The organism is Metabacillus sp. RB-C-LZQ-3-1, assembly GCF_058315175.1.
Window position 1 is genome coordinate 37913 of the sequence record NZ_JBZFLI010000001.1, and the last position, 25260, is coordinate 63172.

The 25260-nt window shown below is 34.9% G+C and carries 27 protein-coding genes; 25 read left to right on the forward strand and 2 right to left on the reverse strand.

All coding sequences use genetic code 11. The features are described from left to right. The first annotated feature begins 39 nt into the window (after window positions 1-39). The 5 genes from AC4GZ8_RS00225 (at window position 40) to AC4GZ8_RS00245 (ending at window position 5478) form a co-directional block, all read left to right on the forward strand. Window positions 40-885 carry a metallophosphoesterase gene (locus AC4GZ8_RS00225; protein WP_491079796.1) on the forward strand — a complete coding sequence of 282 codons (846 nt, stop codon included), beginning with the start codon at window positions 40-42 and terminating at the stop codon, window positions 883-885. A gap of 132 nt (window positions 886-1017) precedes the next feature. Continuing rightward, a complete protein-coding gene (locus tag AC4GZ8_RS00230; RefSeq protein WP_491079797.1) occupies window positions 1018-1938 on the forward strand; it encodes a MerR family transcriptional regulator in 921 nt (306 codons plus the stop codon). 106 nt (window positions 1939-2044) lie between these two features. Continuing rightward, window positions 2045-2635, forward strand: coding sequence for a genetic competence negative regulator (locus AC4GZ8_RS00235; RefSeq protein ID WP_491079798.1), 591 nt, complete (start codon window positions 2045-2047; stop codon window positions 2633-2635). A gap of 358 nt (window positions 2636-2993) precedes the next feature. Beyond that, window positions 2994-4265, forward strand: coding sequence for a Glu/Leu/Phe/Val family dehydrogenase (locus tag AC4GZ8_RS00240; RefSeq protein ID WP_491079799.1), 1272 nt, complete (start codon window positions 2994-2996; stop codon window positions 4263-4265). A gap of 241 nt (window positions 4266-4506) precedes the next feature. Continuing rightward, entirely contained in the window at window positions 4507-5478 is a 972-nt protein-coding gene (locus AC4GZ8_RS00245) for a YpdA family putative bacillithiol disulfide reductase (RefSeq protein WP_491079800.1), read from the forward strand. Between the two features lie 35 nt (window positions 5479-5513). Here the strand turns inward: AC4GZ8_RS00245 and AC4GZ8_RS00250 are convergent, their stop codons facing one another. After that, window positions 5514-6485, reverse strand: coding sequence for an asparaginase (locus AC4GZ8_RS00250; RefSeq protein WP_491079801.1), 972 nt, complete (start codon window positions 6483-6485; stop codon window positions 5514-5516). 172 nt (window positions 6486-6657) lie between these two features. Between AC4GZ8_RS00250 and prsW the strand changes: the two genes are divergently transcribed. The 9 genes from prsW (at window position 6658) to fni (ending at window position 15051) form a co-directional block, all read left to right on the forward strand. Beyond that, window positions 6658-7320 (forward strand): glutamic-type intramembrane protease PrsW, encoded by a 663-nt coding sequence (prsW, locus tag AC4GZ8_RS00255; RefSeq protein WP_491079802.1) that lies wholly within the window; start codon window positions 6658-6660, stop codon window positions 7318-7320. A gap of 219 nt (window positions 7321-7539) precedes the next feature. Beyond that, a complete protein-coding gene (gene sleB, locus AC4GZ8_RS00260) occupies window positions 7540-8751 on the forward strand; it encodes a spore cortex-lytic enzyme (protein ID WP_491080388.1) in 1212 nt (403 codons plus the stop codon). 15 nt (window positions 8752-8766) lie between these two features. Then, window positions 8767-10107 (forward strand): germination protein YpeB, encoded by a 1341-nt coding sequence (gene ypeB, locus AC4GZ8_RS00265; protein WP_491079803.1) that lies wholly within the window; start codon window positions 8767-8769, stop codon window positions 10105-10107. Window positions 10108-10291: 184 nt separating this feature from the next. Then, window positions 10292-10951 carry a flagellar brake protein gene (locus tag AC4GZ8_RS00270; RefSeq protein WP_491079804.1) on the forward strand — a complete coding sequence of 220 codons (660 nt, stop codon included), beginning with the start codon at window positions 10292-10294 and terminating at the stop codon, window positions 10949-10951. Window positions 10952-11002: 51 nt separating this feature from the next. After that, window positions 11003-11179, forward strand: a complete 177-nt coding sequence (locus tag AC4GZ8_RS00275) for a YpfB family protein (RefSeq protein ID WP_491079805.1) — start codon at window positions 11003-11005, stop codon at window positions 11177-11179. A gap of 237 nt (window positions 11180-11416) precedes the next feature. Further along, window positions 11417-12085 (forward strand): (d)CMP kinase, encoded by a 669-nt coding sequence (gene cmk, locus AC4GZ8_RS00280; RefSeq protein WP_491079806.1) that lies wholly within the window; start codon window positions 11417-11419, stop codon window positions 12083-12085. A gap of 4 nt (window positions 12086-12089) precedes the next feature. Beyond that, window positions 12090-12665: a lysophospholipid acyltransferase family protein gene (locus AC4GZ8_RS00285; RefSeq protein ID WP_491079807.1), complete on the forward strand. Its 576-nt coding sequence runs from the start codon at window positions 12090-12092 to the stop codon at window positions 12663-12665. Between the two features lie 172 nt (window positions 12666-12837). Continuing rightward, window positions 12838-13986, forward strand: coding sequence for a 30S ribosomal protein S1 (gene rpsA, locus AC4GZ8_RS00290; protein ID WP_491079808.1), 1149 nt, complete (start codon window positions 12838-12840; stop codon window positions 13984-13986). A gap of 3 nt (window positions 13987-13989) precedes the next feature. After that, window positions 13990-15051 (forward strand): type 2 isopentenyl-diphosphate Delta-isomerase, encoded by a 1062-nt coding sequence (gene fni / locus AC4GZ8_RS00295; protein ID WP_491079809.1) that lies wholly within the window; start codon window positions 13990-13992, stop codon window positions 15049-15051. Window positions 15052-15143: 92 nt separating this feature from the next. Here the strand turns inward: fni and AC4GZ8_RS00300 are convergent, their stop codons facing one another. After that, the gene (locus AC4GZ8_RS00300) at window positions 15144-15275 is read right to left on the reverse strand and encodes a YpzI family protein (protein ID WP_078432765.1); all 132 of its coding nucleotides are present in this window, start codon (window positions 15273-15275) and stop codon (window positions 15144-15146) included. 131 nt (window positions 15276-15406) lie between these two features. On the opposite strand from AC4GZ8_RS00300, the gene AC4GZ8_RS00305 reads away from it, so the two are divergent. The 11 genes from AC4GZ8_RS00305 to mtrB all read left to right on the forward strand — a co-directional run bounded on the left by AC4GZ8_RS00305 (window position 15407) and on the right by mtrB (window position 25024). Continuing rightward, window positions 15407-16015, forward strand: a complete 609-nt coding sequence (locus tag AC4GZ8_RS00305; protein WP_491079810.1) for a YphA family membrane protein — start codon at window positions 15407-15409, stop codon at window positions 16013-16015. Between the two features lies 1 nt (window position 16016). After that, on the forward strand, window positions 16017-16907 hold the full coding sequence (locus AC4GZ8_RS00310; protein ID WP_491079811.1) for a YIEGIA family protein: 891 nt from the start codon (window positions 16017-16019) through the stop codon (window positions 16905-16907). Then, window positions 16908-17096 carry a capping complex subunit for YIEGIA gene (locus AC4GZ8_RS00315; RefSeq protein ID WP_491079812.1) on the forward strand — a complete coding sequence of 63 codons (189 nt, stop codon included), beginning with the start codon at window positions 16908-16910 and terminating at the stop codon, window positions 17094-17096. Window positions 17097-17489: 393 nt separating this feature from the next. Then, window positions 17490-18800 carry a ribosome biogenesis GTPase Der gene (gene der, locus AC4GZ8_RS00320; protein WP_491079813.1) on the forward strand — a complete coding sequence of 437 codons (1311 nt, stop codon included), beginning with the start codon at window positions 17490-17492 and terminating at the stop codon, window positions 18798-18800. A 118-nt stretch (window positions 18801-18918) separates the two neighbouring features. Beyond that, window positions 18919-19950 carry an NAD(P)H-dependent glycerol-3-phosphate dehydrogenase gene (locus AC4GZ8_RS00325; RefSeq protein WP_491079814.1) on the forward strand — a complete coding sequence of 344 codons (1032 nt, stop codon included), beginning with the start codon at window positions 18919-18921 and terminating at the stop codon, window positions 19948-19950. A gap of 549 nt (window positions 19951-20499) precedes the next feature. Next, window positions 20500-20700, forward strand: coding sequence for a DUF2768 domain-containing protein (locus tag AC4GZ8_RS00330; protein ID WP_491079815.1), 201 nt, complete (start codon window positions 20500-20502; stop codon window positions 20698-20700). Between the two features lie 27 nt (window positions 20701-20727). Further along, complete coding sequence (locus AC4GZ8_RS00335) at window positions 20728-21450, forward strand: YphF family lipoprotein (RefSeq protein ID WP_491079816.1); 723 nt, start codon at window positions 20728-20730, stop codon at window positions 21448-21450. 216 nt (window positions 21451-21666) lie between these two features. Continuing rightward, a complete protein-coding gene (gene spoIVA / locus AC4GZ8_RS00340; RefSeq protein WP_491079817.1) occupies window positions 21667-23145 on the forward strand; it encodes a stage IV sporulation protein A in 1479 nt (492 codons plus the stop codon). 446 nt (window positions 23146-23591) lie between these two features. Next, the gene (hbs, locus tag AC4GZ8_RS00345) at window positions 23592-23870 is read left to right on the forward strand and encodes a non-specific DNA-binding protein Hbs (RefSeq protein ID WP_034332307.1); all 279 of its coding nucleotides are present in this window, start codon (window positions 23592-23594) and stop codon (window positions 23868-23870) included. Window positions 23871-24114: 244 nt separating this feature from the next. Continuing rightward, window positions 24115-24684, forward strand: coding sequence for a GTP cyclohydrolase I FolE (gene folE, locus AC4GZ8_RS00350; protein WP_491079818.1), 570 nt, complete (start codon window positions 24115-24117; stop codon window positions 24682-24684). A 115-nt stretch (window positions 24685-24799) separates the two neighbouring features. Continuing rightward, entirely contained in the window at window positions 24800-25024 is a 225-nt protein-coding gene (gene mtrB, locus AC4GZ8_RS00355; RefSeq protein ID WP_491079819.1) for a trp RNA-binding attenuation protein MtrB, read from the forward strand. Window positions 25025-25260: the final 236 nt, after the last annotated feature.

The following is a 25260-nucleotide window of genomic DNA, read 5'->3' on the forward strand; positions in this document are numbered from 1 at the left end:
TACATCCCTTCTTTCCATTTGTAGAAAAGGAGGGAATTTTTGTATATAATAGTCCTAATGCTTTTTAAAGGAAGAAAAGAGGTGATGGTGCTGGGAACAATAATCCAGGTCTTGTTTGTTATCGCATTGGGATTCGCGCTTGTGATGTTAATCATCATGCTTTTGAAAGCAAAAGAAAATCGTGTATCGATTCACCATATAGAATTTGATAATTTTCCGATTCATATAGATTCTCTAAAGATCTTTTTTATATCTGATATTCATAGAAGAACTGTGACAGATCAATTATTAGAAAAAATACCTGATAAAGTTGATGTTGTCATGATTGGTGGCGATTTTACAGAATCAGGTGTTCCGTTTTCTAGAGTTGAGCAAAATATACGGGCTCTAAGAAGTCTTGCACCTGTCTATTTTGTATATGGAAACAATGATTATGAAGTTGACCAAAAAAGCTTTGAGGATATTTTAGAAAAAAATAATGTACATATACTAAAAAACTCATATAAAGAGCTGTCATCATCACATAGCGGCAGAATTGTGTTATTAGGTATTGAAGATATCAGCAATGAGAGAGATCGATTAGATCTAGCCTTACATGACCCAAATCAAGTAGAAACTGATTTTAAAATATTATTAAGTCATAATCCGGATATTTATCACAAGATTAATCAAAATGATCGTATTTCTCTAGTGCTAAGTGGGCATACTCATGGTGGACAAATCCGCTTTCTTGGTTGGGGATTTTATAAAAAAGGAAGCTTCCAATCACTAAGAAAAGCAAAGCTATTAGTTAGCAACGGGTATGGAACAACTGCTTTACCATTAAGGTTAGGTGCTCCTGCAGAAGCTCACTTTCTTCATTTATCGCGAAAAAAATCATTATAAGTAGTTTTATCCATGCTTTGTTATACGACAATTACCATGCTAACTTTAGCATGGTTTATTCAATTGTTATACAAAGTTTACGCAAAATAAAACTTTCGTTATAATTTTTATATAGTGTTAGGGGGGCGAATCATGTCAAAGCACGAAGGAAAATACAATATAAAGGCCGTTTCAAAGTTGCTTGGCATCCAAGCTGGAACATTAAGAGCCTGGGAAAGAAGATATAACATGATTGCACCCATTAGAAATGAATCAGGTCACCGCTTATACACTGACGAACATATCAAAATACTTAAATGGTTGATAAGTAAAGTAAATAAAGGTTTCACAATTAGTCAAGCTGTAAATTTACTTGAAACAAATCAAGTTCATTTATATGAAAGTTCTGAGATAAATGTAGAAGGCGCCTTAATAGATCGATCATTGAGCTTAGTGGACGAGCTATTCCATGCTCTTTTTCAATTTGATGAAAATAAAGCGCATGACCTTTTAAATAAAGCATTTAGTCTTTATTCAGTTGATAAAGTTGTGATTGAAATATTAGGTACATTATTAGTGAAAATTGGGGACAAGTGGGAGTCTGGGGAAATGACAACTGCCCATGAACATTTTGCATCTTCTTTTATACGATCACGGATAGGAATGATTTTACACACATTACCAGTAGATGGTTTCTTGCCTAGAGTGATTGCTGTTTGCGGTCCTAATGAAACCCATGAATTAGGCTTATTAATTTTCACTTTATTTTTAAGAAGAAAAGGTTTTAAAGTCATTTATCTAGGTGGAAGCATTGCAGAAGGGGATATTGACATCGTATTAAAGGAAGTAAAGCCTGAATTCTTATTTTTATCATGTACATTGGTTAAAAATTTAAAAAAGACATTAGAACTTGTCGATTATCTCTCAGTCACATTTAATCAATTAAAAATAGGGTTAGGTGGTAAGGCATTTGGTAAAGAAACCTCTTCAATAGTTGAACCATATGAGAGTTATTTAGTAGGTGATGACAAAGGGCAATGGGAAATGTGGCTCAAGGAAAAATTGGGAGTTTAAACAAGTGGAAAAATATCCATGTACATTGAAGAAAAATTTTGAACCATCTCATATAAAAATCATACTATGATCAATATAGAGCGGTCTCACGGCAGGAGGGTATGGGATGCGGCTAGAGCGGCTGAACTATGATAAAATAAAAATCTTTTTAACGACAGATGACTTACGAGACAGAGGATTAACAAAAGAAGATCTATGGAAAGACTCATTAAAGGTTCACCAATTATTCAGGGACATGATGAACGAAGCAAGTGTTGAATTAGGGTTTGAGGCACATGGTCCTATCGCTGTTGAGGTTTATTCACTTCATGCTCAAGGGATGGTAATCATTGTCACAAATAGCCAAGAAACCGAAGAATCTGAAGATGATTTTTCGGATGAATATATTGAGATGCAGGTAAAGGTTGATGAAAGCTTTGATATCATTTTTGAATTTGAATCTTTCGAAGCATTAATTCAACTTTCACGTTACACCTATCACCACAACATTCATGATGGCGTGGTCATTTATTACCAAGATCGATATTACTTATTATTAAATGATGAACAGCCGGTTAATATTGATGATCTTGTTTCGATATTAGCTGAATATGGCAGTCCCTCTACTTTAACAGTCCATAGATTAAAGGAATACGGAAAAATTCTTTTAAAGGAAAACGCAATGGCCGAAATATATCATTATTTTTTGGAAAAGTAAAAATTACTTGGGTGGGTTTAACCTTTTGTCTTCATTATTAAAGAGACTTAATATCTGGTTAAATTCACCTTTTTTTACTACCAGAAAGGATAAAAGTTTTATGGATGATAGGATAAGATAAAATAAAGGACTGATAACAAGTGAAGCTTTTCTAATCTATATGATAATCAATGAATTGTTTTCAAGATTAGATTAAAACCTATATCCAAATTATGAGTTTCGTAAAACGTTTTTATGTTTTATGAAATTGTGATAATTATCGTTTTTCTGCTTTGCATAAGAGCCTTGAAAGTGTATACTATGTCATGAAAGGTGGACATTCTTTCATTTACTGATTAGATTTAGGAGGTTAACTTTAATGGTAGCCGAGAAAAACACCGATGCACAAAATGATAAATTAGATGTGTTAAAATCAACCCAAACGGTGATACATAATGCCCTTGATAAACTAGGGTATCCTGAAGAAGTATATGAATTATTAAAAGAACCGATTAGATTAATGACAGTGAAAATACCAGTTCGTATGGATGACGGATCTGTGAAAATTTTCACAGGTTACCGTGCTCAACACAATGATGCTGTTGGTCCTACAAAAGGTGGAATAAGATTTCATCCTAATGTAACAGAAAAGGAGGTAAAAGCACTTTCTATTTGGATGAGTTTAAAATGTGGAATCGTTGATCTTCCATATGGTGGAGGTAAAGGTGGAATTGTTTGCGACCCGAGAGACATGTCCTTTAGAGAGCTGGAACGTTTAAGTCGTGGCTATGTCCGTGCGATTAGTCAAATTGTTGGTCCAACAAAAGATATTCCTGCTCCTGACGTCTTTACTAACTCACAGATTATGGCTTGGATGATGGATGAATACAGCCGTATTGATGAATTTAATTCCCCAGGGTTTATCACTGGTAAACCGCTTGTATTAGGAGGATCACATGGCCGTGAGTCTGCTACAGCAAAGGGTGTAACGATATGTATTCGGGAAGCTGCAAAGAAAAAGGGAATTAATCTTGAAGGTGCAAGGGTTGTTGTACAAGGTTTTGGAAACGCTGGAAGCTATCTTTCAAAATTTATGCATGATGCAGGGGCTAAAATCGTTGGGATATCAGATGCATATGGCGGTCTGCATGACCCGAATGGCTTAGATATTGATTATCTATTAGACCGTCGTGACAGCTTTGGTACAGTAACAAAGCTCTTCAACGATACAATTACGAATAAAGAATTACTTGAGCTCGACTGTGATATTTTAGTACCTGCAGCAATTGAGAATCAAATTACAGAGGAAAATGCTGCAAATATTCGTGCAAGTATCGTTGTAGAAGCAGCAAACGGTCCTACAACCCTTGAAGCAACAAGAATTTTATCAGATCGTGGAATATTGTTAGTTCCAGATGTCTTAGCAAGTGCTGGTGGTGTAACCGTTTCTTATTTTGAGTGGGTTCAGAACAATCAAGGTTACTATTGGACCGAAGAAGAAGTAGATGAAAAGCTTGAACAAGTGATGGTTAAATCATTTAATAATATTTATGAAACAAGTCAAAATCGCAGGATTGATATGCGTTTAGCTGCCTATATGGTAGGAGTTCGAAAAATGGCTGAAGCGTCAAGATTTAGAGGCTGGATTTAAAGCTATGTTAAAGAATAAGAGACGGTGACTTTAGTGTGTCTAGCTAATTTATTCAATTTTAGTTCTGTAAAAAGTACTAAGAAATTGTTTAATGGCTTGATGTTACTAAGAGTCAGTCTCTTTTTTGTTTTGATAAGATGAAACACCCATCATTGGAGGACTTCCTGCCCGTTAGAGTGGGATAAAAGAAATGCTACTTACATAAACCTATAAATTTTACAAAAATCGGGTATTGGAGTGAATGGACTTGATTAAAGAGGAAACAATTATTGTTGGGGGCGGTCCCTGTGGTTTATCAGCTGCAATTGCCCTTTCAAAGTTAGGAAATAAGCCATTAGTTATTGAAAAGGGAAATATTGTAAATGCGATCTATCATTATCCAACACATCAAACGTTCTTTAGTTCGAGTGAAAAATTAGAAATTGGTGATGTCCCATTTATTACTGAAAATCGGAAGCCTGTTCGAAATCAAGCATTGGCATATTACCGGGAAGTTGTTAGAAGGAAAGAATTAAGAATTCATGCTTTTGAAAAGGTTAATAAGGTCGATAAAAAAGCTGATCAACAGTTTGTTGTGACAACAAATAAAGAAGTTTATGAGGCGAAACAAGTTGTTATTGCAACAGGGTACTATGATCATCCAAACTTATTACATATACCTGGTGAGAGTTTGCCAAAGGTATTTCATTATTTCAAAGAAGCCCATCCATATTTTGATAAAGATGTAGTTGTGATTGGTGGTAAAAATTCCAGTGTTGATGCAGCTTTGGAGCTAGTAAAAGCAGGTGCAAGAGTAACGGTTTTATACCGTGGCAGTGAGTATTCTCCAAGTATTAAACCATGGATCTTACCGGAGTTTGAATCACTAGTTAGAAATGGAACAATTACAATGGAATTCCAAGCCAACCTTCTTGAAATATTTGAGGATTCAGTTGTATATAATGTAAATGGAGAAACAAAAACAATTAAAAATGATTTTGTCTTTGCGATGACTGGATATCATCCTGATCATGAATTTCTAAAGAAAATGGGTGTTAAAATAGATCCAGAAACAGGAAGGCCAGCTTTTAGTCCGGAAACAATGGAGACGAATATAAAAGGGATTTTTATTGCAGGTGTTATTGCAGCGGGGAACAATGCAAATGAAATCTTTATTGAAAATGGCCGTTTTCATGGGGAATTAATTTTTGAGGCTTTACGTAATAATAGATAATGATAGAGAGAGATACCAGCATCTCTCTCTAATCATTATGTTGAAAAAATCGATTCGAGCTCATCTCTTTCAGTTGTCGTTTCAAGGGCAATCATTAATTTAATTCTTGCTTTTTGGCCATTTAAACCATTGCTGAAGATTAAGCCCATTTCTTTTAATTGTCTTCCCCCACCTTCATAACCATAAACATCTTGAGCAATCCCATTAAAGCATCTGGAAACAAGAACAATTGGTATGTTGTTTCCTAAAAGGCTTTTTAAGCCAGGTAACATCATTGGAGGGAGATTTCCTTGTCCTAAAGCTTCAATAACTAAACCATCTGGATTTAATTGCTCAATCCCCTTTAAAAGACTGCTATCCATTCCAGCAAATGCTTTAATCAAAAATACATTTTTATTTAAGGTAGATACATGTAATGCTTTATTCGAAATAGGTGTGTGGTGAAAGAATACACCTGCTTTATTGACTATGCCAATTGGGCCGTATTGTGGACTTTGAAATGTTGCTATATTGCTAGTATGAGTTTTTGTCACATTTTTTGCAGTATGAATTTCATCATTCATGACAACAAGAACTCCCATGGAATTGGCATGATCTGACACTGCTACTTTAATGGCTGAGAGTAAATTATAAAGTCCATCAGAACCAATTTCATTGCTGGACCTCATTGCACCTGTTAAGACAACTGGTATTGTTGATGAAAGTGTTACATCAAGAAAATAAGCGGTCTCTTCTAATGTATCAGTTCCGTGCGTAATTACGACTCCATCTAAGAGTTTGGTTTTGCTCTCTTCTTCTATAAACGTTTTTAGATGAAGCATGTTTTCTGGTGTTATATGTGGTGAAGGTAAATGAAATAATTCTGTCGTTATGAGATTGATATCTGGTAATTCTTTAAGGTGATCCATGAGGGGATTCGTTTTCCCCGGCTTTACTTCTCCAGTTATATGGTCCTCTTTCATTGAAATTGTACCGCCTGTATGAATAAGTAATATGTTTTTTTTCATGATGCCAAGCTCCTTCAAAAAATAGTAAAATTCTTGTATTTACGACATTCTGACATTTTCAATTTTACGATATCGTGATACGATAAATAAAGTGAATTCTATCATATTATTAATTTTGTATAAATAGTAAATAATAGGATCATAAAGTTATTAATGGAAAAGAGGCCTGTGAATGATTGCAATTATTTCTGCGGGCATTGCCCCAGGTCTTGCCTTATTAAGTTATTTTTATTTGAAAGATCAGTACGAATCTGAGCCTGTACCTTTAGTACTGCGCTCATTTATTTTTGGGGCTTTGCTCGTTTTTCCAATTATGTTTATCCAATATGTGTTGGATGTTGAAGCTGTCTTTGATTCACAGTTTTTATATACCTTGGTTGCTGTTGGTTTTTTAGAGGAATTTTTTAAGTGGTTTATATTATTTTTTACCATTTATCAACATATCCATTTTAATGAACATTATGATGGTATTGTTTATGGGGTGGCAGTATCTTTAGGATTTGCTAGTTTAGAAAACATTTTATATTTATTTGCAAATGGTGTTCAGCATGCATTAGGACGTGCAATATTACCTGTTTCAAGTCATGCTCTATTTGGTGTTATTATGGGCTATTATTTAGGGAAAGGTAAGTTTACTGTTCGGAAGCATCGTCCTAAATGGATAGTAATGTCATGTACAATTCCAATTTTATTGCATTCTATTTATGATTCAATCCTTTTAAGTTATCTAAACTGGGAATATACTATGGTCCCATTTATGTTATTTCTTTGGTGGTTTGCTCTTCACAAAGCAAAAAAAGCAAGAATTAAATTAATTGATAATAAGCTACCCTAGGGTAGCTTATTTTTTGTTACAAAGTATGAGTACTAGAAAAATTAAGGTTTACTTTACAGGCTAAGTGGCAATCAAGTATTTCCTATGATCTTTGAAAATGGTTAATCGTTTTTAGATGAATAAAATACCAAAGACTACAAAAAATACATTTAAGCAACTACATCTACTTGAGGAGGCAGCAACATGAAAAACATGCGCATAATGATGATGGTTGTCGTCATGACGTTTACTACAATCACATATCAGTTTTTTTCAGAACATATCCCTGCGGCACATGCTTTTTCAGAACAAATCATACAAAGAGGTGCAACGGGTAGTGATGTAATCGAATTACAAGCAAGATTACAGTATAACGGGTATTATCATGGACCAATTGATGGAGTTTATGGATGGAGTACGTATTGGGCGGTAAAAAACTTTCAAGATATGTTTGGTTTAGAGGAAATTGATGGATTAGTTGGTCAGAAAACGAAGGATATGTTAGCTAGATCAACAAAATTCTATCGTGATTTTGTCTACAAACAGATTAACCAAGGGAGAAAATTTACTCACTATGGTGGAGTCCCATTAGATATTCAATCAGCACCAACAGAACAAGAAATACAGAAAGCTAGACAAATTGCAGAGCAAAGAAGATTAGAGCAAGAAAAGCAATACAAAGCTCAGGCAAATAATCAACAACAACTAAAACAACAAGAGCAGCAAAAGCAACAACAAAATCAGCAACAACAACAGCAACAACAACAGCAAGAACAGCAACAACAACAGCAAGAACAGCAACAACAACAGCAAGAACAGCAAAAGCAACAACAAAATCAGCAACAACAACAGCAAGAACAGCAAAAGCAACAACAAAATCAGCAACAACAACAGCAAGAGCAGCAAAAGCAACAACAAAATCAGCAACAACAACAGCAAGAACAGCAAAAGCAACAACAGAATCAGCAACAACAACAAGAGCAACAAAGACAACAGCAAACCAATCAAAATGAGCAAGCTCAACAGCCCGCACAACAAGAAAATGAAGCCAATCAGCAACAAAAGGATTCTACAGCCGTTAACATGCCAGGTGGATTTTCTCAAAATGACATACAACTAATGGCAAATGCGGTTTATGGAGAAGCAAGAGGTGAACCATATATCGGTCAGGTCGCTGTCGCTGCGGTTATTCTTAATCGTGTAAATAGTCCAACATTCCCTAATACAGTTTCAGGAGTAATCTTTGAACCTCTCGCATTCACTGCGGTTGCTGATGGACAAATTTGGTTAACACCAAATGAACAGGCAAAGAAAGCCGTCCTTGACGCAATAAATGGATTTGATCCTACTGAAAGTGCTCTCTATTATTTCAATCCAAATACAGCGACAAGTTCTTGGATTTGGGGAAGACCACAAATTAAACAAATAGGGAAACACATTTTTTGCAAATAGAAGGGGTGACGACTTATGATACGTGGAATATTAATAGGTGTTTTATCAATAGCAGTTATCGGTTCCGCATATTGGGGATATAAAGAACATCAAGAGAAGAATGCGGTCCTCATTCAAGCAGAAAACAATTACCAGCGAGCATTTCATGATTTATCGTATCGAGTTGATCAGCTACATGATAAGATTGGTGCTACGCTAGCGATGAATACAAGACAGTCTTTATCTCCAGCACTTGCAGATGTCTGGAGAATAACATCAGAAGCACAATCTGATGTTGGTCAACTTCCATTAGCATTAATGCCTTTTAATAAAACAGAAGAGTTTTTAGCAGGAATAAGTGACTTTAGTTATCGAGCAGCTGTTCGTGACCTTGAAAAAGATCCATTAACAGCAAAAGAATATGATACCCTTAAATCCATGTATTCAAGAGCAGCAGATATACAGAAAGAACTCCGTAATGTTCAGAACCTTGTATTGAATAATAATTTAAGGTGGATGGATGTTGAGCTCGCTTTAGCATCAGGCCAGAAACAGGCAGACAATACGATTATTGACGGTTTAAAAACAGTAGAAGAAAATGTGAAAGGCTATTCTGAAACTGATTTTGGGGCAACAAAAACATCGACAAATACCAAAGCGGGTTTTGATAAGTTAGAAGGTAAGGAAATAAGTAAAAAAGAGGCTGCAACGGTAGCAAAGAAATTTGCTGAAAACGATGTAGCTGATATCAAAGTAACCGAAAACGGTGAAGGATCTGATTTTGGTTTTTATAGTGTGTCAATGGATGACAAGGAGCAGAAAGTCGATATTAATATGGATATTACTAAAAAAGGTGGACATCCAATTTACTTAGTTCAAAATAGAGAAATTAAAAATAAAAAAATCAGTCTTAATCAGGCTACAGAACATGCAAGTGACTTTCTAAAAAAACATGGTTTTAAAGATTTAGATCTTTTCGAAAGTGCGCAATATGATAATATTGGTGTTTTCTCATTTGTATCAGTTATAGACGGTGTAAGAATTTATCCAGATGCCATTCGAATGAAAGTAGCTTTAGATAATGGTGAGGTGATTGGTTTTTCAGCGAGAGACTATCTTGCCGCACACAAACAGAGGGAAATTCCAAGTCCTAAGATTTCAAAAGAAGAGGCTTCAAAAATGCTAAATCCAAGTCTAGATGTTCAAGAAGATCGATTAGCAATCATTCCAAATGAATTTGGTGAGGAAGTTCTCTGTTATGAATTTCTAGGAACGATTGAAAATGATACGTATCGAATATTTATAAATGCTGAAAATAGTAGAGAAGAAAAAGTGGAGATGTTAAAAAATCCAGAACCGATTTTCCAGGAAATTTAAGTAATCAAAAAGGATACCCATTCAAGAAAATAGGGTATCCTTTTTGATTTAAACGAAATTAGAAGTTATTTCATTAATTTTTTTATGACCGCATTTTTCGGTATATATAATATCGATTTGTCTCTTGCACATCGGATTTGTCCATGCTTTAATAAGTAAGAGAGTACTTAGAGAGAGTGATAATGTGCTGAAAATTGGGGATGTCATTTCTTTAGAAACCAAAGGTGAAAAATTAGAAAAATTAAGATGTAAACTTGTTGAAAGAAAAGGTAATAAGCTTTTTATTGATTATCCCATTAATGTAGATACAGGCCGTACAGCTTTTTTAATCATTGGAACTGAATTGAACGCTTCATTTGTTTTAAAAGATAATGTCTATCGATTTCAAACCGAAGTAACTGGTCGTTCCAAAGAAGATATTCCAATGATTTCCTTGACTTATCCTGGTGATGATCAGTTAGTAAGGATACAAAGAAGGCAGTTTGTCAGAATTAATACGAACTTGGATATTGCGGTACATCCTATAGAGAATGAGTTTCAAGCTTTTACTGCGGTTACATCAGATATAAGTGCTGGAGGTACAGCTCTCCTTCTTCCAAAATCGACAAGCCTAAAAAAAGGTCAAGAAATTTTGATTTGGTTTGCTCTGCCTTTTCAAAAAGATCAAATGGAGTACATAAAGGTAAAAGGGAAGATTATTCGATTTATCCCGGCAGATCACGAGGTATACGTGAAAGCTCCTATCCAATTTTTAAATATTAATGAAGAAACGAGACAAACCTTACTTCAATTTTGTTTTAATCAACAAATTCAATTACGTAGAAAAGGTCTAATAAAAGAATAAAAATCGGTATTCTTATCCATACTAGTAAGAAAATACCGGAGTTGAATCGTAATGGAACGAGTTGAGCGTATATTAATTAAATTAATAGTTATACAATTCATTGCATTAGTTTGTTCACAGCTTTTAATTCAAAATACGAATGTTCAACCTTATCTATCTCGTGTTGTTCAGTATGAGGGTGTTAATAAAATTACGATAACTGAATGGCTAGAAACATTTAGTCAATAACATGATGCAGGTGTCTTTTTAGCCTGCTTCATTTGTTTGTCTATTATTATAAAAGGCTTTGTTAATTCTTGTTGTTTTTGGACACGTTACAATGATTGAAAGTACTTGAAGAGAATTTAACAGACATAATTTAACTGTTAATATTAAAATGTTATAAGGTAGGTAGCCAAATATGTTCTCATTATACGAACAAGGGAAAACTACTAGACTAAAAACCTATTTGGAGGAAATATGAAATTGAAAAAAATATCAGTTGCAATTGATGGACCTGCTGCAGCAGGAAAAAGTACAGTTGCTAAAATAATTGCAGAGGATTATTCATATATATACATAGATACTGGTGCAATGTATCGTGCACTAACGTATAAAGCAATCCAAGAAGGTGTGGACTTAAAAAATGAAAATCAAGTTGCCGATGTGCTTTCACGCATAACAATTGAGCTTTTTCCTTCTGATGATGGACAAATTGTCATGGTTAATGGTGAGGATGTTACCGGTGTAATACGTACAAACGAAGTAACAAACAATGTATCCTATGTTGCCATGCATCCATTGGTTAGAGAAGAAATGTTAAAGCGACAACGCCAGCTGGCTTCAGAAGGTGGCGTAGTAATGGATGGACGAGACATTGGTACACATGTATTACCAGATGCAGAACTGAAAATCTTTTTACGTGCTTCTGTCGAAGAAAGAGCAAAAAGACGACATGATGAAAATGTGAAAAAGGGATTTGCTTCAGATCTCGAACTGCTTAAACAAGAAATTGCTAATCGAGATAAACTTGATTCGGAAAGAGAGGTTGCACCTCTAAGAAAGGCAGAGGATGCGATAGAACTTGACACCACTGCTTTGTCTATCCAACAAGTCGTAAAAAAAATAGAAGACTATATAGAAGAAAGGCTTTGATAACGTGTCATTATATCCTTTTGCAAGGTCAGTAGTTGCAGGTATTTTAAAATCAACATACCGAATAAAAGTTGAGGGATTGGAGCATTTCCCTAAAGATGGCGGGGTGTTGTTATGTACGAATCATATTAGTAATTTTGATCCTCCTGTAGTAGGAGTAACAGCGCCAAGAAAAGTATTGTTTATGGCAAAAGATGAACTTTTTAAAGTTCCAGTATTAAAACAATTATTAAATAATTTTGGGACATTTCCTGTAAAACGTGGTGGAGGAGATCGCGAAGCGCTTCGAGCAGGACTTAAGGTGCTAAAGGATGGAAATGTATTAGGTTTATTTCCAGAGGGGACAAGAAGTAAAGACGGAAAGTTGGGAAAAGGACAACCAGGTGCAGGATTCTTTGCACTTCGTTCTACTGCTGCTGTTGTTCCATGTGCTATAATAGGACCATATAAATCATTTCGTACACTTCGGGTTGTCTATGGTAAACCTATAAACATGGAAGAGTATCGAGGGAAAAAAATTAGCGCAGAAGAAATGACGAATATCATCATGGAGGAGATAAACAACCTATTGCAAAAATAAAAGAAAACGGAGACTTCTTGCTTGACAAAAAGTAACATTTATTAGAAGTTTAAAATGAAGGATTTTTTCATTTTATTTTAGGGGAAGTAAAACTCTTATATTTTTTAATAAAATGAAATCTTACATATAGTTAATCAAAAGTCGCGCAGGTTTTGACAAGGAGGTAATTGAGATGGTAGAAGAATTAAACAGTGTTCAAGTTGAAACACCTGAAGTTGGTGATGTCGTGAAAGGAATCGTGACAAAGGTAGAGGAAAAACAGGTAATTGTAGAAATTGAAAATTGTAAGCATTCTGGTATCATTCCAATCAGTGAGCTTTCAAGCCTACATGTTGAAAAAGCTTCTGATGTCATAAGCGAAAATGATGAACTTGAATTAAAAGTCTTAAAAGTTGAGGAAGAAGCTTTAGTTTTATCAAAAAGAGCTATTGATGCAGAAAAAGCATGGGATGAATTAGTAAAAAAATATGAAACGAAAGAAATATTTCATGCTGAGGTAAAAGATGTCGTAAAAGGCGGACTTGTTGTTGACCTGGGCGTGAGAGGTTTTATTCCGGCATCATTAGTGGAAGCACACTTTGTAGAAGATTTCTCAGAGTATATGGGTAAAACTCTCTCTCTTATCGTAGTAGAATTAGATAAAGAGAAAAATCGTGTGATTTTATCACATCGAGCTGTTATTGAAAAAGAGCAAAATGAAAAAAAATCTGAGCTTTTAGATTCTATAAAAGTCGGATCTACAATTGAAGGAACTGTCCAACGCATAACTGATTTTGGAGCATTTGTAGATATCGGTGGTATAGACGGACTGGTTCATATATCACAGCTATCACATCAGCATATAGATAAACCATCTGATGTAGTGCAAGAAGGACAAAAAGTTTCTGTTAAGATACTTGCTGTCGACCGTGATAATGAAAGAATTTCTTTATCAATCAAAGAAACATTACCTGGACCTTGGGCTAACATTAAAGAAAAAGTTCAAGTTGGTGATGTTGTTGATGGTGTTGTGAAGCGTCTAGTTTCTTTTGGAGCGTTTGTTGAAATTCTTCCTGGTGTCGAAGGGCTTGTTCATATTTCACAAATATCCAACAAGCATATCGGAACTCCACATGAAGTATTAGAAGAAAATCAACAAGTTAAAGTAAAAGTTTTAGACATAAATGAATCTGAACAAAGAATTTCATTAAGCATCCGTGAGCTTGAAGAAACAACTAAGGCTACAGATGAAGATGTTAGCCAATATCAAGCCCAGGAAGATACAACTTCCGGTTTCCAATTAGGGGAAATGATTGGTGATCAATTAAAAAAATTAAAATAAACGGTGATAAAGGTGAGTAAAAGAGCACAAAGGAAGATTGAGCATATTCAACATGCCTTGTCTACTGGACAACAACTTACGAATGGACTTGATGATATAACCTTTGTTCATCAAAGCTTACCAAACATGTCTGTTAATGATATCGATTTATCCTCTAAAGTTGGCGAACTTTTTCTAAGTTCGCCTCTTTTAATAAATGCGATGACAGGCGGCGGTGGTGACGATACAAGGATCATCAATGAAGCACTATCGAAGGCTGCAGGTGAGACGAAAATTGCCGTAGCTGTTGGTTCTCAAATGTCTGCTATAAAAGATAAGAGTGAGATACCCTCATATGAAATTATGAGAAAGGTTAATCCTAAAGGAATAATCTTTGCAAATCTAGGAAGCGAGGCAACTGTTGAGCAAGCAAAAACGGCAGTAGACATGCTTGAAGCAAATGCATTACAAATACATTTAAATGTCGTTCAAGAGCTTGTCATGCCTGAAGGAGATCGGGATTTTACAAATGCCCTTAAAAGAATTGAAAACATAACAGAAAGTATTTCTGTACCAGTTATTGTAAAAGAAGTTGGGTATGGGATAAATCGAGAGATGGCATCTAAGTTGCTTGAAGTTGGAATTTCTGCCATAGATGTTGGTGGTTATGGAGGCACAAATTTTTCGAAAATAGAAAACCTTCGCAGGCAACGGGTTCTTTCTTATTTTAATCAATGGGGTATTTCAACAGCGGCTTCTATTGCTGAAGTACGTAGTTTAAATCAAGACATACCGATCATCGGTTCAGGCGGTATTCAAAATGCTCTTGATGTAGCTAAAGCAATAGCATTGGGTTCATCAATGGTTGGTGTTGCAGGATATTTTTTGAAAATCTTTATTGAAAAAGGCTATGAAGATTTAGTACAAGAAATTAAGTATATGTTAGAAGGTCTAGCCATCATTATGACAGCACTAGGTGTAAAAAATATTCAGGATCTTCAACATGCACCACTGGTTATAAGTGGACAAACACACCATTGGTTAACCGAAAGAGGGATAGATACCAGTAAATATAGCAGAAAATAATACAGACGAAAGAGGAGAACCTTTTCCATATTGGTTCTCTTCTTTATTTTTAAATACAATTAATTTGGCTCTAATATACATTTCTTTATGAATTATTTATTTCGTTTTCTTGCTGCTTCTGGGCCTTCCAATGTGGTTGCTCCTGGATAATTTAATGATTGATCTCGATCTGACTCAACTCGCTTGCTTTCCCTTAACTTTTTCTCCTGTCGGTCTTTGCCCATTGATTTTACCCCCTTTTATGTTTATATTTCATTTTTTGTTTATTTTCTTCTATTCATGACTACTATTTTTTACTAATTTTCGATTAAAGCTAATGAGAACTAGCCATAATGGGAATAGTAGGAGGAGTGAGATGGAAGGAATTATTTTTTATTGGATCGCGTGGTTGGCCTGGATTGTTACAACATTTATGATGGACAAAAAAAAGAAGCGATTGAAAATTAGTATCTTTATTTTAGTCTCCATTTTGTTGAGTAAATGGCTTTTAGTTGTTTCAACTTATTCTATTAATGTGACATTGTTGCTTTTCTTGCTTTTAGGGTATTATCTCGCAGTGAATGAAAAGAAATTTAAAGTGATTTCTTTTTATATAACTAGTTTAACAATTACATTTGCTTATGCAGGGATCATGCTTTTTAGAGTTTATGATCCAGTATGGTTTATCATAGATTTTCGCATTATTATTAGCGGGATCATAGGAGTATTAGCTATTTATTTAGGCCGTACAACTGTTCAACAATTTTCTCTGTACTTTATCGCCATTTGCCAAGGAGAATTCCTCTATTGGATCGTACTTAGTCAATTTCATGAGGTGATAACGTTTGGGACAGAAGCATTTTTAGATATGTTGTCAATTGGCTGTTTCGTGATCTATTTATGGTCGGTTATACAACATCTCATACTAGTTATTGAAAACACAATATCAAAGTTGCAAAAACCAGCAAAGGAGAAACAAGGATAAAATGAATGAATATACATTTCCAGTATTATTCGGCGTGATTGTCGGTGTTCTTACAAGGTTGCATATGTTAAGAACCGATTATCGGCAATATCCAACATATTTACATGGGAAAATAATTCATGTTGCCCTGGGGTTTATCGCGGCTGGTTTAGGAACGGTTGCTGTACCGTCGATTATGGAGGAAGATTTTACAGCGATTACTTTTTTAACTCTTGCCGCTTCACAATTTCGTGATGTTAGAAATATGGAGAGAAATACATTGACAGTGTTAGATGATTATGAGTTAGTGCCAAGAGGTAATACATATATTGAAGGAATAGCCATTGCATTTGAAAGTAGAAACTATCTTGTTATTTTCACTTCATTATTTACTACTTTTGCCTATCTGGTCATTAATGTGTATGTATCAATAATCGTTGGAATTATTTGTTTTTTAATATGCCGTAAATTAATGTCAGGCAGTAGAATAAAGGATCTTGTAGATATTGAATTTGTAGAACCTCATTTTGAAGGTGCAGGTTTGTATGTAGGTAATATTTATATTATGAATATTGGAATACCAGATAAACAAAAAGCAGTTTTAAAATATGGAATGGGATTTGTATTAACACCCAAAAATGAAAATGCCCGAACAACAATTGCCAATCTAGGTCAACGTCAAGCAATCCTACATGATGTTTCAACAGCATTGGGGGTCGTGCGTGATTCTGGTGAACCTTCATTGGTTCCTTTGGCCAAAAGGGATTTAGGAGATGGGCGCCTCGGGGTGTTTGTTCTTCCACAAGACCGTGATGTTGATAAAGCTATGAGAGTTATAGGAGAAGTACCTACTCTTGAAAATGCTATTAGAATGCCATCTGAAGCGAAAGCTAATCGTCGAGGAGGGGTATAAGTGAGTGAGTTGGAAAAATATATATTGGCCATTATAACAACAGATGCAACAAAGGCTGCAGGAGGGACAGCAATCTTTATTTGTAAGACAAAAGAAGAAATGAATTTTTATGCGAAAAACCTTGAGGCAATATTAGACGGTATAGCACATGGTATCGGAGATGATATGTATGTCATCGTTAAACACTAAGTTGTTAAATTGAGGAATGTTTGATAATATATAAAAGTTAAGCCCTTCTTGTTTAAAATAGAAGGGTTTCTTTTATACTATCAGTCGATATAAAATTTAATGGATTTGATGATAGGATAAGAAAAACTAACTCTTTTGCCATTAGGAACATGCAGACAAGTCAAGTTTTTCTTATAAGAGATTATTTTTTTGCATTGAAGTGATAGTTGTTTATTATTCGTGAAATAAGCTAATGACTACATATATGGAGTTTCGTTAAACGTTATTTGGTATTGATATATGTCTCAAGCTAAACGGTAAGAATCAATTCAAATCCTCTAGTAAAGGAACATCACCATAATGTTGCTCTTATTTGTGCAAAATGAGTTTATATAGTCAGGGAAGGTGTATTGTATGGCAAAACCAGTAATTGCAATTGTAGGAAGACCGAATGTAGGGAAATCAACCATTTTTAACCGAATTGTCGGTGAACGTATTTCGATCGTTGAGGATATCCCTGGTGTCACAAGAGATAGAATTTATAGTTCCGGAGAATGGTTAAATTACCAATTCAATATTATTGATACAGGCGGAATAGATGTCGGAGATGAACCTTTCTTAGCTCAAATACGTCATCAAGCTGAAATCGCCATTGAAGAAGCAGATGTCATTGTATTTTTAACAAATGTAAGAGAAGGCGTTACAGCAGCAGATGAAGAGGTTGCAAAGATATTATATCGCTCAAATAAACCAGTTGTTCTAGCTGTTAATAAAGTCGATAATCCAGAAATGCGCGCAAATATCTATGACTTCTATTCATTAGGTTTTGGAGAGCCATTTCCTATCTCAGGTTCACATGGTCTAGGGTTAGGGGATTTGTTAGATGAAGTGGCAAAGCATTTCAAAAACATGGGTTCAGAGGATTATGATGATTCAACCATTAAATTTTCTCTAATCGGACGTCCTAATGTCGGGAAATCATCACTTGTTAATGCAATTTTAGGCGAAGATCGAGTAATAGTTAGTGATATAGCAGGAACGACCAGAGATGCAATAGATACAGTTTATAAATATGAAGGACAAGAATTTGTAATCATTGATACAGCTGGTATGAGGAAAAAAGGGAAAGTTTATGAAACAACAGAAAAATATAGTGTTTTACGTGCATTAAAAGCTATAGATCGTTCAGATGTTATATTAGTTGTGATTAATGGAGAAGAAGGCATTATTGAACAAGATAAACATATAGCTGGATATGCTCATGAAGCAGGTAAGGCAGTTGTTATTGTAGTCAATAAATGGGATGCTGTTGAAAAAGATGAAAAAACAATGAAGGAATTTGAGGCAAATATTCGTGATCATTTTAAATTTTTAGATTACGCACCTATTGTTTTCTTATCGGCAAAAACCAAGAAAAGAATTCATACCCTAATGCCACACATTATTCTAGCTAGTGAAAATCACTCAAGACGTGTCCAAACAAATGTGTTAAATGACGTAGTGATGGATGCTGTCGCAATGAATCCAACACCTACACATAAAGGAAAACGACTAAAGATTTTCTATACTGCGCAAGTAGCAGTAAAACCGCCTACTTTTGTTGTTTTTGTCAATGATCCTGAGTTAATGCACTTTTCATATGAACGATTTTTAGAAAATAGAATTAGAGCAGCTTTTGAGTTTGATGGCACGCCAATTAAGATCTTTGCCAGAGAAAGAAAATAAACATTTAAATTAATGATGAAGAAACTGACATAGTGAATATAATTATGTTCTGTATGTTAACATACGCACTATGTCTTTAGATTGAGCCATCTTATTTATAGATAAAGGGCGTGAGTTTATGGAGCAAATAACTATATTAGGTGCAGGGAGCTGGGGAACAGCACTTGCTATTGTATTAGCTGATAATGGACACCATGTCAAACTTTGGGGCCATCGTCCTGAATTAATTCAAGAGATAAATGCTACGAAAAAGAATGAAAAGTATTTACCAGGTGTAGAACTTCCATCTAATATTGAAGGATATTCAAATTTTAAAGAAAGCTTGATGGATGTTAGAACAGTTGTGTTAGCAGTACCAACGAAAGCAATCAGAGATGTATTGAAAGATATGCAAAAAGTTTTAAAGAAGCCTGTCACAATTGTTCATGTAAGTAAAGGGATTGAGCCGGATACTTTAATGCGTATTTCCGAAATTATTGAATCGGAAATGCCTGGGGAGCTATTAAAAGATGTCGTAGTCCTTTCTGGACCAAGTCACGCTGAAGAAGTTAGTCAAAGGCATATTACAACAGTAACATCTTCTTCAAAAAATATGAAAGCGGCTGAATACATACAAGATCTTTTTATAAATCAAAACTTCAGAGTCTATACTAACCCTGATATTATTGGGGTTGAAATTGGTGGAGCCCTTAAAAATATTATTGCATTGGCTGCAGGAATAACAGACGGACTTGGTTATGGGGATAATGCAAAAGCGGCGCTTATTACTCGTGGTTTAGCAGAAATTGCGCGTTTAGGCAGCAAAATGGGTGGAAATCCTCTAACATTTTCTGGACTAACTGGGATTGGGGACTTAATCGTTACTTGTACAAGTGTTCACTCAAGAAACTGGCGTGCAGGTAATTTGCTTGGAAAAGGACATAACCTAGATGAAGTTTTACAAAACATGGGAATGGTTGTTGAAGGTGTCAGAACAACAAAGGCTGCCTATCAATTAGCCAAAAAATATGAAGTGAAAATGCCGATTACTGAGGCTTTATATGAAGTGTTATTCAATGGGAAACCTCCAAAGGAAGCTGTGGATGCCTTAATGGCTCGAGTAAAAACTCATGAAATGGAAGACCTTGTGAATATTATGGAGAATCGTTAAATGATGTGACATTCCTCAGTGTTATTGCATAAAATAACAAGAACTAAAAACATAGGAACACTATATCCTATAAGGTATTTTCTGCTTGCATAAAGTGGTTGGTAGTTTGTAACCTCATAAACCTAAAAGCCAGTTCATTAACCGGCAATACTAAAGTTTAATGGCGATAATAGGCATTAGAGGATACAAAACCTTCTTCTACCGCATAAAATGCATCGTAGTCAAATAAGAGTTGTTCTTATTGTTGGGTACTATTTAGTCGGTTACCTTTAGCTGAAGTAAAGTTCGTCCCCTCTTTACTTCAGTTTTTTTATATTTTATCCTGGGGTTATGTTATGGATTTTGTTAGGGATCCTCCGATTTTGGACAAGCCTATAGATTTGTAATATAATCAACGATGAGATTAAGAAAACTGCCAATTTGCTAAAATAAAAGCGTTTTAGTTCTTCGTATTAAACTACATATTGTTATAAAATATGAACGGACCGAAAAGATGCAGTCGTTTAAGAAAGACGTTGCGATAAGAGTTGTCTATGAGGAGGAATGGTGATGAGTCCGGCGTTAATGAAGATGTGGATTTCATTTGCATCAATGGGATTTATGTTTATCTCAATCATACTCATCTATTTAAGTCGTTTTAAGCTGAAAGGTGTTTTGAAAGCTATTGTGACAATTTTAGCCTACATCTTTATGATTCTAGCAGGAATTATTATTGTATTTGTTGTGTTTACTGGACCTGTTTCAGAATAAATATATGATAAAAGGAAGTTATTTTCTATGAAATTGTCAAATGTACTCGTGATCATGCTAAGCTGTATCTTATTATCTGGATGTTTATATCCTGAAGAAAAGCTTAAAAAAAATACTATACCTTATAATGATCAAATTCAAGCAGTACAAACCTCAGTTGATCAATATCAAAAAGACTCAAATGGGTTATTACCTATAAAAACAAGAGATATGTCAACACCTATTTATCAAAAATACCCGATAGATTTTTCTGCATTAACTCCAAAATATATGGCAGAGCCACCTGGCACGGCCTATGAAAGTGGAGGTATTTATCAGTATGTCTTAGTGGATGTAGAAGAGGACCCAACTGTTAAATTGATTGATTTAAGGATGGCTGAAGAAATTCATGAGCTAACTGTTAAACTGAATGTTTATCGTCAGGCAAATGGCTATCCCCCTTTTAAGGATGTTATTACAGATGATATTTATACATTAGATTATGAAAAGCTTGGCTATAAGGAAGATCCAATGGTTGAGAGCCCTTATTCAGGTGAATTATTACCCCTCATTATTGATAAAAATGCCCAGATTTATGTGGATTATCGTATTGACTTAAATCGAGCTATTAAAGAGCATGAACATAGTTTTAAACCAGGTGATGATATACTTGAAATTCTAGTTGATCAATACCAATTTGTACCTGCTTACTCCCTTCCGTATACGATAGATGAAAAGGGAGAGCCTGTTTTTCAAACGAAGGAACATTAATTTAAAAATTTTAGTCATGAACCCTTCTTTAGAGAATAAACTCTAAAAGAAGGGTTTTCTTTTTCGCTTTTTTATTATCTATTCCCAATAAGGCGATACTCGAAAAAAATTTCGAAACAAAGTCATAAATAAATAGGACAATGTCATACATATATAGTGTCCTATAAGAAAACGGATAAGCTTTATCCCAATATTGTATGATCGGGAGGGGATCACTTGGAAAAAGTAGATATTTTCAAGGATATCGCTGAACGAACTGGTGGCGATATATATTTAGGAGTAGTTGGTGCAGTACGAACAGGTAAATCTACTTTTATTAAAAAATTCATGGAATTAGTCGTACTACCTAACATTGACAATGAATCTGACAAAGCAAGAGCTCAAGATGAGTTACCGCAAAGTGCTGCTGGTAAGACCATCATGACTACTGAGCCCAAATTTGTCCCTAATCAAGCTGTTTCCATCCATGTTGATGAAGGACTTGATGTCAATATTAGATTAGTAGATTGTGTAGGCTACACGGTACCGGGAGCTAAGGGTTATGAGGACGAAAATGGACCTCGTATGATTAATACACCATGGTATGAAGAGCCAATACCTTTTCATGAAGCAGCAGAAATTGGAACTCGTAAGGTCATTCAAGAGCATTCTACACTAGGATGTGTTATCACAACTGATGGATCGATTGGTGACATTCCTCGTAAAGATTACTTAGAAGCTGAAGCAAGAGTTATTGAAGAGTTAAAAGAAGTCGGAAAACCCTTTATTATGATTATTAATACGGTACACCCGCATCATCCTGAAACAGAAGCCCTTCGTCAAGAGTTAAACGAAAAGTACGATATTCCTGTTTTGGCCATGAGCGTTGAAAGCATGAGAGAAACAGATGTTATCAATGTTCTAAGAGAATCTTTATACGAGTTTCCAGTATTAGAGGTAAATGTGAATTTACCGAGCTGGGTTATGGTATTAAGAGAAGATCATTGGTTAAGACAGAGCTATCAAGAAGCTGTTAAGGATACTGTGAAAGATATTAAAAGATTAAGAGATGTTGATCGAGTTGTTGGGCAATTTAGTGAGTATGACTTCATTAACCGAGCAAGTTTAGCGGGAATTGAGATGGGGCAAGGTATTGCTGAAATTGATTTATATGCTCCAGATGATTTATATGATCAAATTTTAAAAGAAGTTGTAGGAGTCGAAATTCGTGGGAAAGATCATTTACTTCAATTAATGCAGGACTTTGCATATGCGAAGGCTGAATATGATCAAGTGTCTGATGCGCTGCGAATGGTGAAGCAAACAGGTTATGGTATCGCAGCTCCAGCACTAGCTGATATGAGCTTAGATGAGCCTGAAATCATTCGCCAAGGTTCTAGGTTTGGAGTTAGATTAAAAGCTGTTGCACCATCTATTCATATGATCAAAGTTGATGTAGAATCTGAATTTGCTCCAATTATCGGAACAGAAAAACAATCAGAAGAGCTTGTTCGATATTTAATGCAGGATTTTGAAGATAATCCACTATCAATTTGGAATTCAGATATTTTCGGCCGAAGCTTGAGTTCAATTGTCCGAGAAGGTATTCAAGCAAAACTATCGTTAATGCCAGAGAATGCACGCTATAAGTTAAAAGAAACTCTTGAAAGAATAATCAATGAAGGCTCCGGTGGATTAATTGCGATCATCTTATAATGATTAGACCTCTGAATAAGGGGTCTTTTTTTATATACTTCCAAAAACATAAAAAAATTATAGGTACTATTGGAAAATGAAAAATTTCTATAATTGGGCTTGCACAAGCAGTTTTTTTATTGAAAAAACTATGGTTTTTTGGAAAAATAAGAACGAATGATCGCTATAAATGAGGTAAGCCTTGATATCATTGGTTTTTTTATTTTGTTACCTCTTGATTCACCTGAATGATTATGTTAATCTTTTTACAGAAATTCTTTTCTCTATTGGTCGATTCTTCCTAAATATCCAATCTTCATGATGAAAATGATTGAATTATGTAGGAAAATCGTTTAAGATAAGCGTGTTGCTAATAAAATCATGTTTTATCATGTATACAATTGATGAAAACTGTGAAGAAATGAAGACTAATAAGAGTTCCATCCCTTTGGGAGGAGGTGAAAGGCATGAATAAAACAGAACTTATCAACGCAGTAGCAGAAGCTAGTGAGTTATCTAAAAAAGACGCAACTAAAGCAGTTGATGCTGTTTTCGATACAATTTTAGATGCACTAAAAGATGGTGATAAAGTACAACTTATCGGTTTCGGTAACTTTGAAGTTCGTGAGCGTGCGGCTCGTAAAGGTCGTAATCCACAAACTGGTGAAGAAATTGAAATTGCTGCAAGCAAGGTGCCTGCTTTCAAACCAGGTAAAGCACTTAAAGATGCTGTTGCAGGAAAATAAGTTTGATTTGTCATGTAATAACTATTACATACAAGCTTCTTTTCAAAAGCCCCTTTTTTAAGGGGCTTTTCATTTGGGTGAATATACCTTAACTATCTTATTCTAAGTGGGATTGTTCTTCTATTCTTTATCAAAACAGTCCTTTTCTAACCAAAGTACTGAACTCCTCGTTTCAATACCTGCTTTGCTTTTCATATGATGAATATGCTAGAATCTGTATCAAATAAATGTCAGGAGGATGACAATGGCGGAAGTAGATCATGGCAAAATTGAACAAGCTGTTAAATTAATTCTTGAAGCAATTGGTGAAGATCCGTCCAGAGAAGGTTTAGTCGATACTCCAAAAAGAGTAGCTAAAATGTATGCTGAGGTATTTAGTGGCCTAAATGAAGACCCTGCGGAACATTTTAAAACTATTTTTGGAGAAGATCATGAAGAACTTGTGTTAGTAAAAGATATCCCATTTTACTCAATGTGTGAACATCACTTAGTCCCTTTTTATGGAAAGGCACATATTGCATATATCCCTAAAGGCGGGAAGGTAACTGGATTAAGTAAACTTGCCCGAGCAGTAGAAGCTGTAGCAAAAAGGCCACAACTTCAAGAAAGAATAACCTCTACAATAGCAGACTCTATTATGAATTCACTAGAACCACACGGAGTCATGGTAATTGTTGAAGCTGAGCATATGTGTATGACGATGAGAGGTGTGAAGAAACCGGGATCAAAGACAGTTACATCTGCAGTAAGAGGGATATTCCGGAAAGATGAAGCATCTAGATCAGAGGTTCTATCACTTATTAAAGGATCATAAAGTGCCGATATCATATCTATTATACGAACTTTTTTATAGGCTTTCTCTATTAGAAAATGGTATGATGTATAAGAGAATACATATCGTTAATCTGTAAAAACAGGCAGGTGTTAGGATGAATCAAAAAAATGATTTTGTTGTCATTAAAGCAATTGAAGATGGTGTCCATGTTATCGGCTTAACAAGGGGATCCGATACGAGATTTCATCATTCAGAGAAACTTGATAAAGGTGAAGTAATGATCGCCCAATTCACAGAACATACTTCGGCTATTAAAATAAGAGGTAAAGCCCAAATTCAAACGGGTATTGGTGAATTGGAAAGTGATTCACGCAAATAAGTTTGTCTTTCTATACATGCCTTTTTAGGGGAAAGGTAAACAATGGTGACTGTTTAAAAACGCTTGACTTCAATTAGATGGGGAAACATAAAATATTCAATAATAACAGAGTGGTTAATAAAAATTTGAGCGTGTAAGTGAAAGCAAGCGTTTTGCACAGTCTATAATAGGATATTTGATGATAAGATAAAGGAATAAACGTATTTAAAATACCAATTAATCTTGATTATGGTATA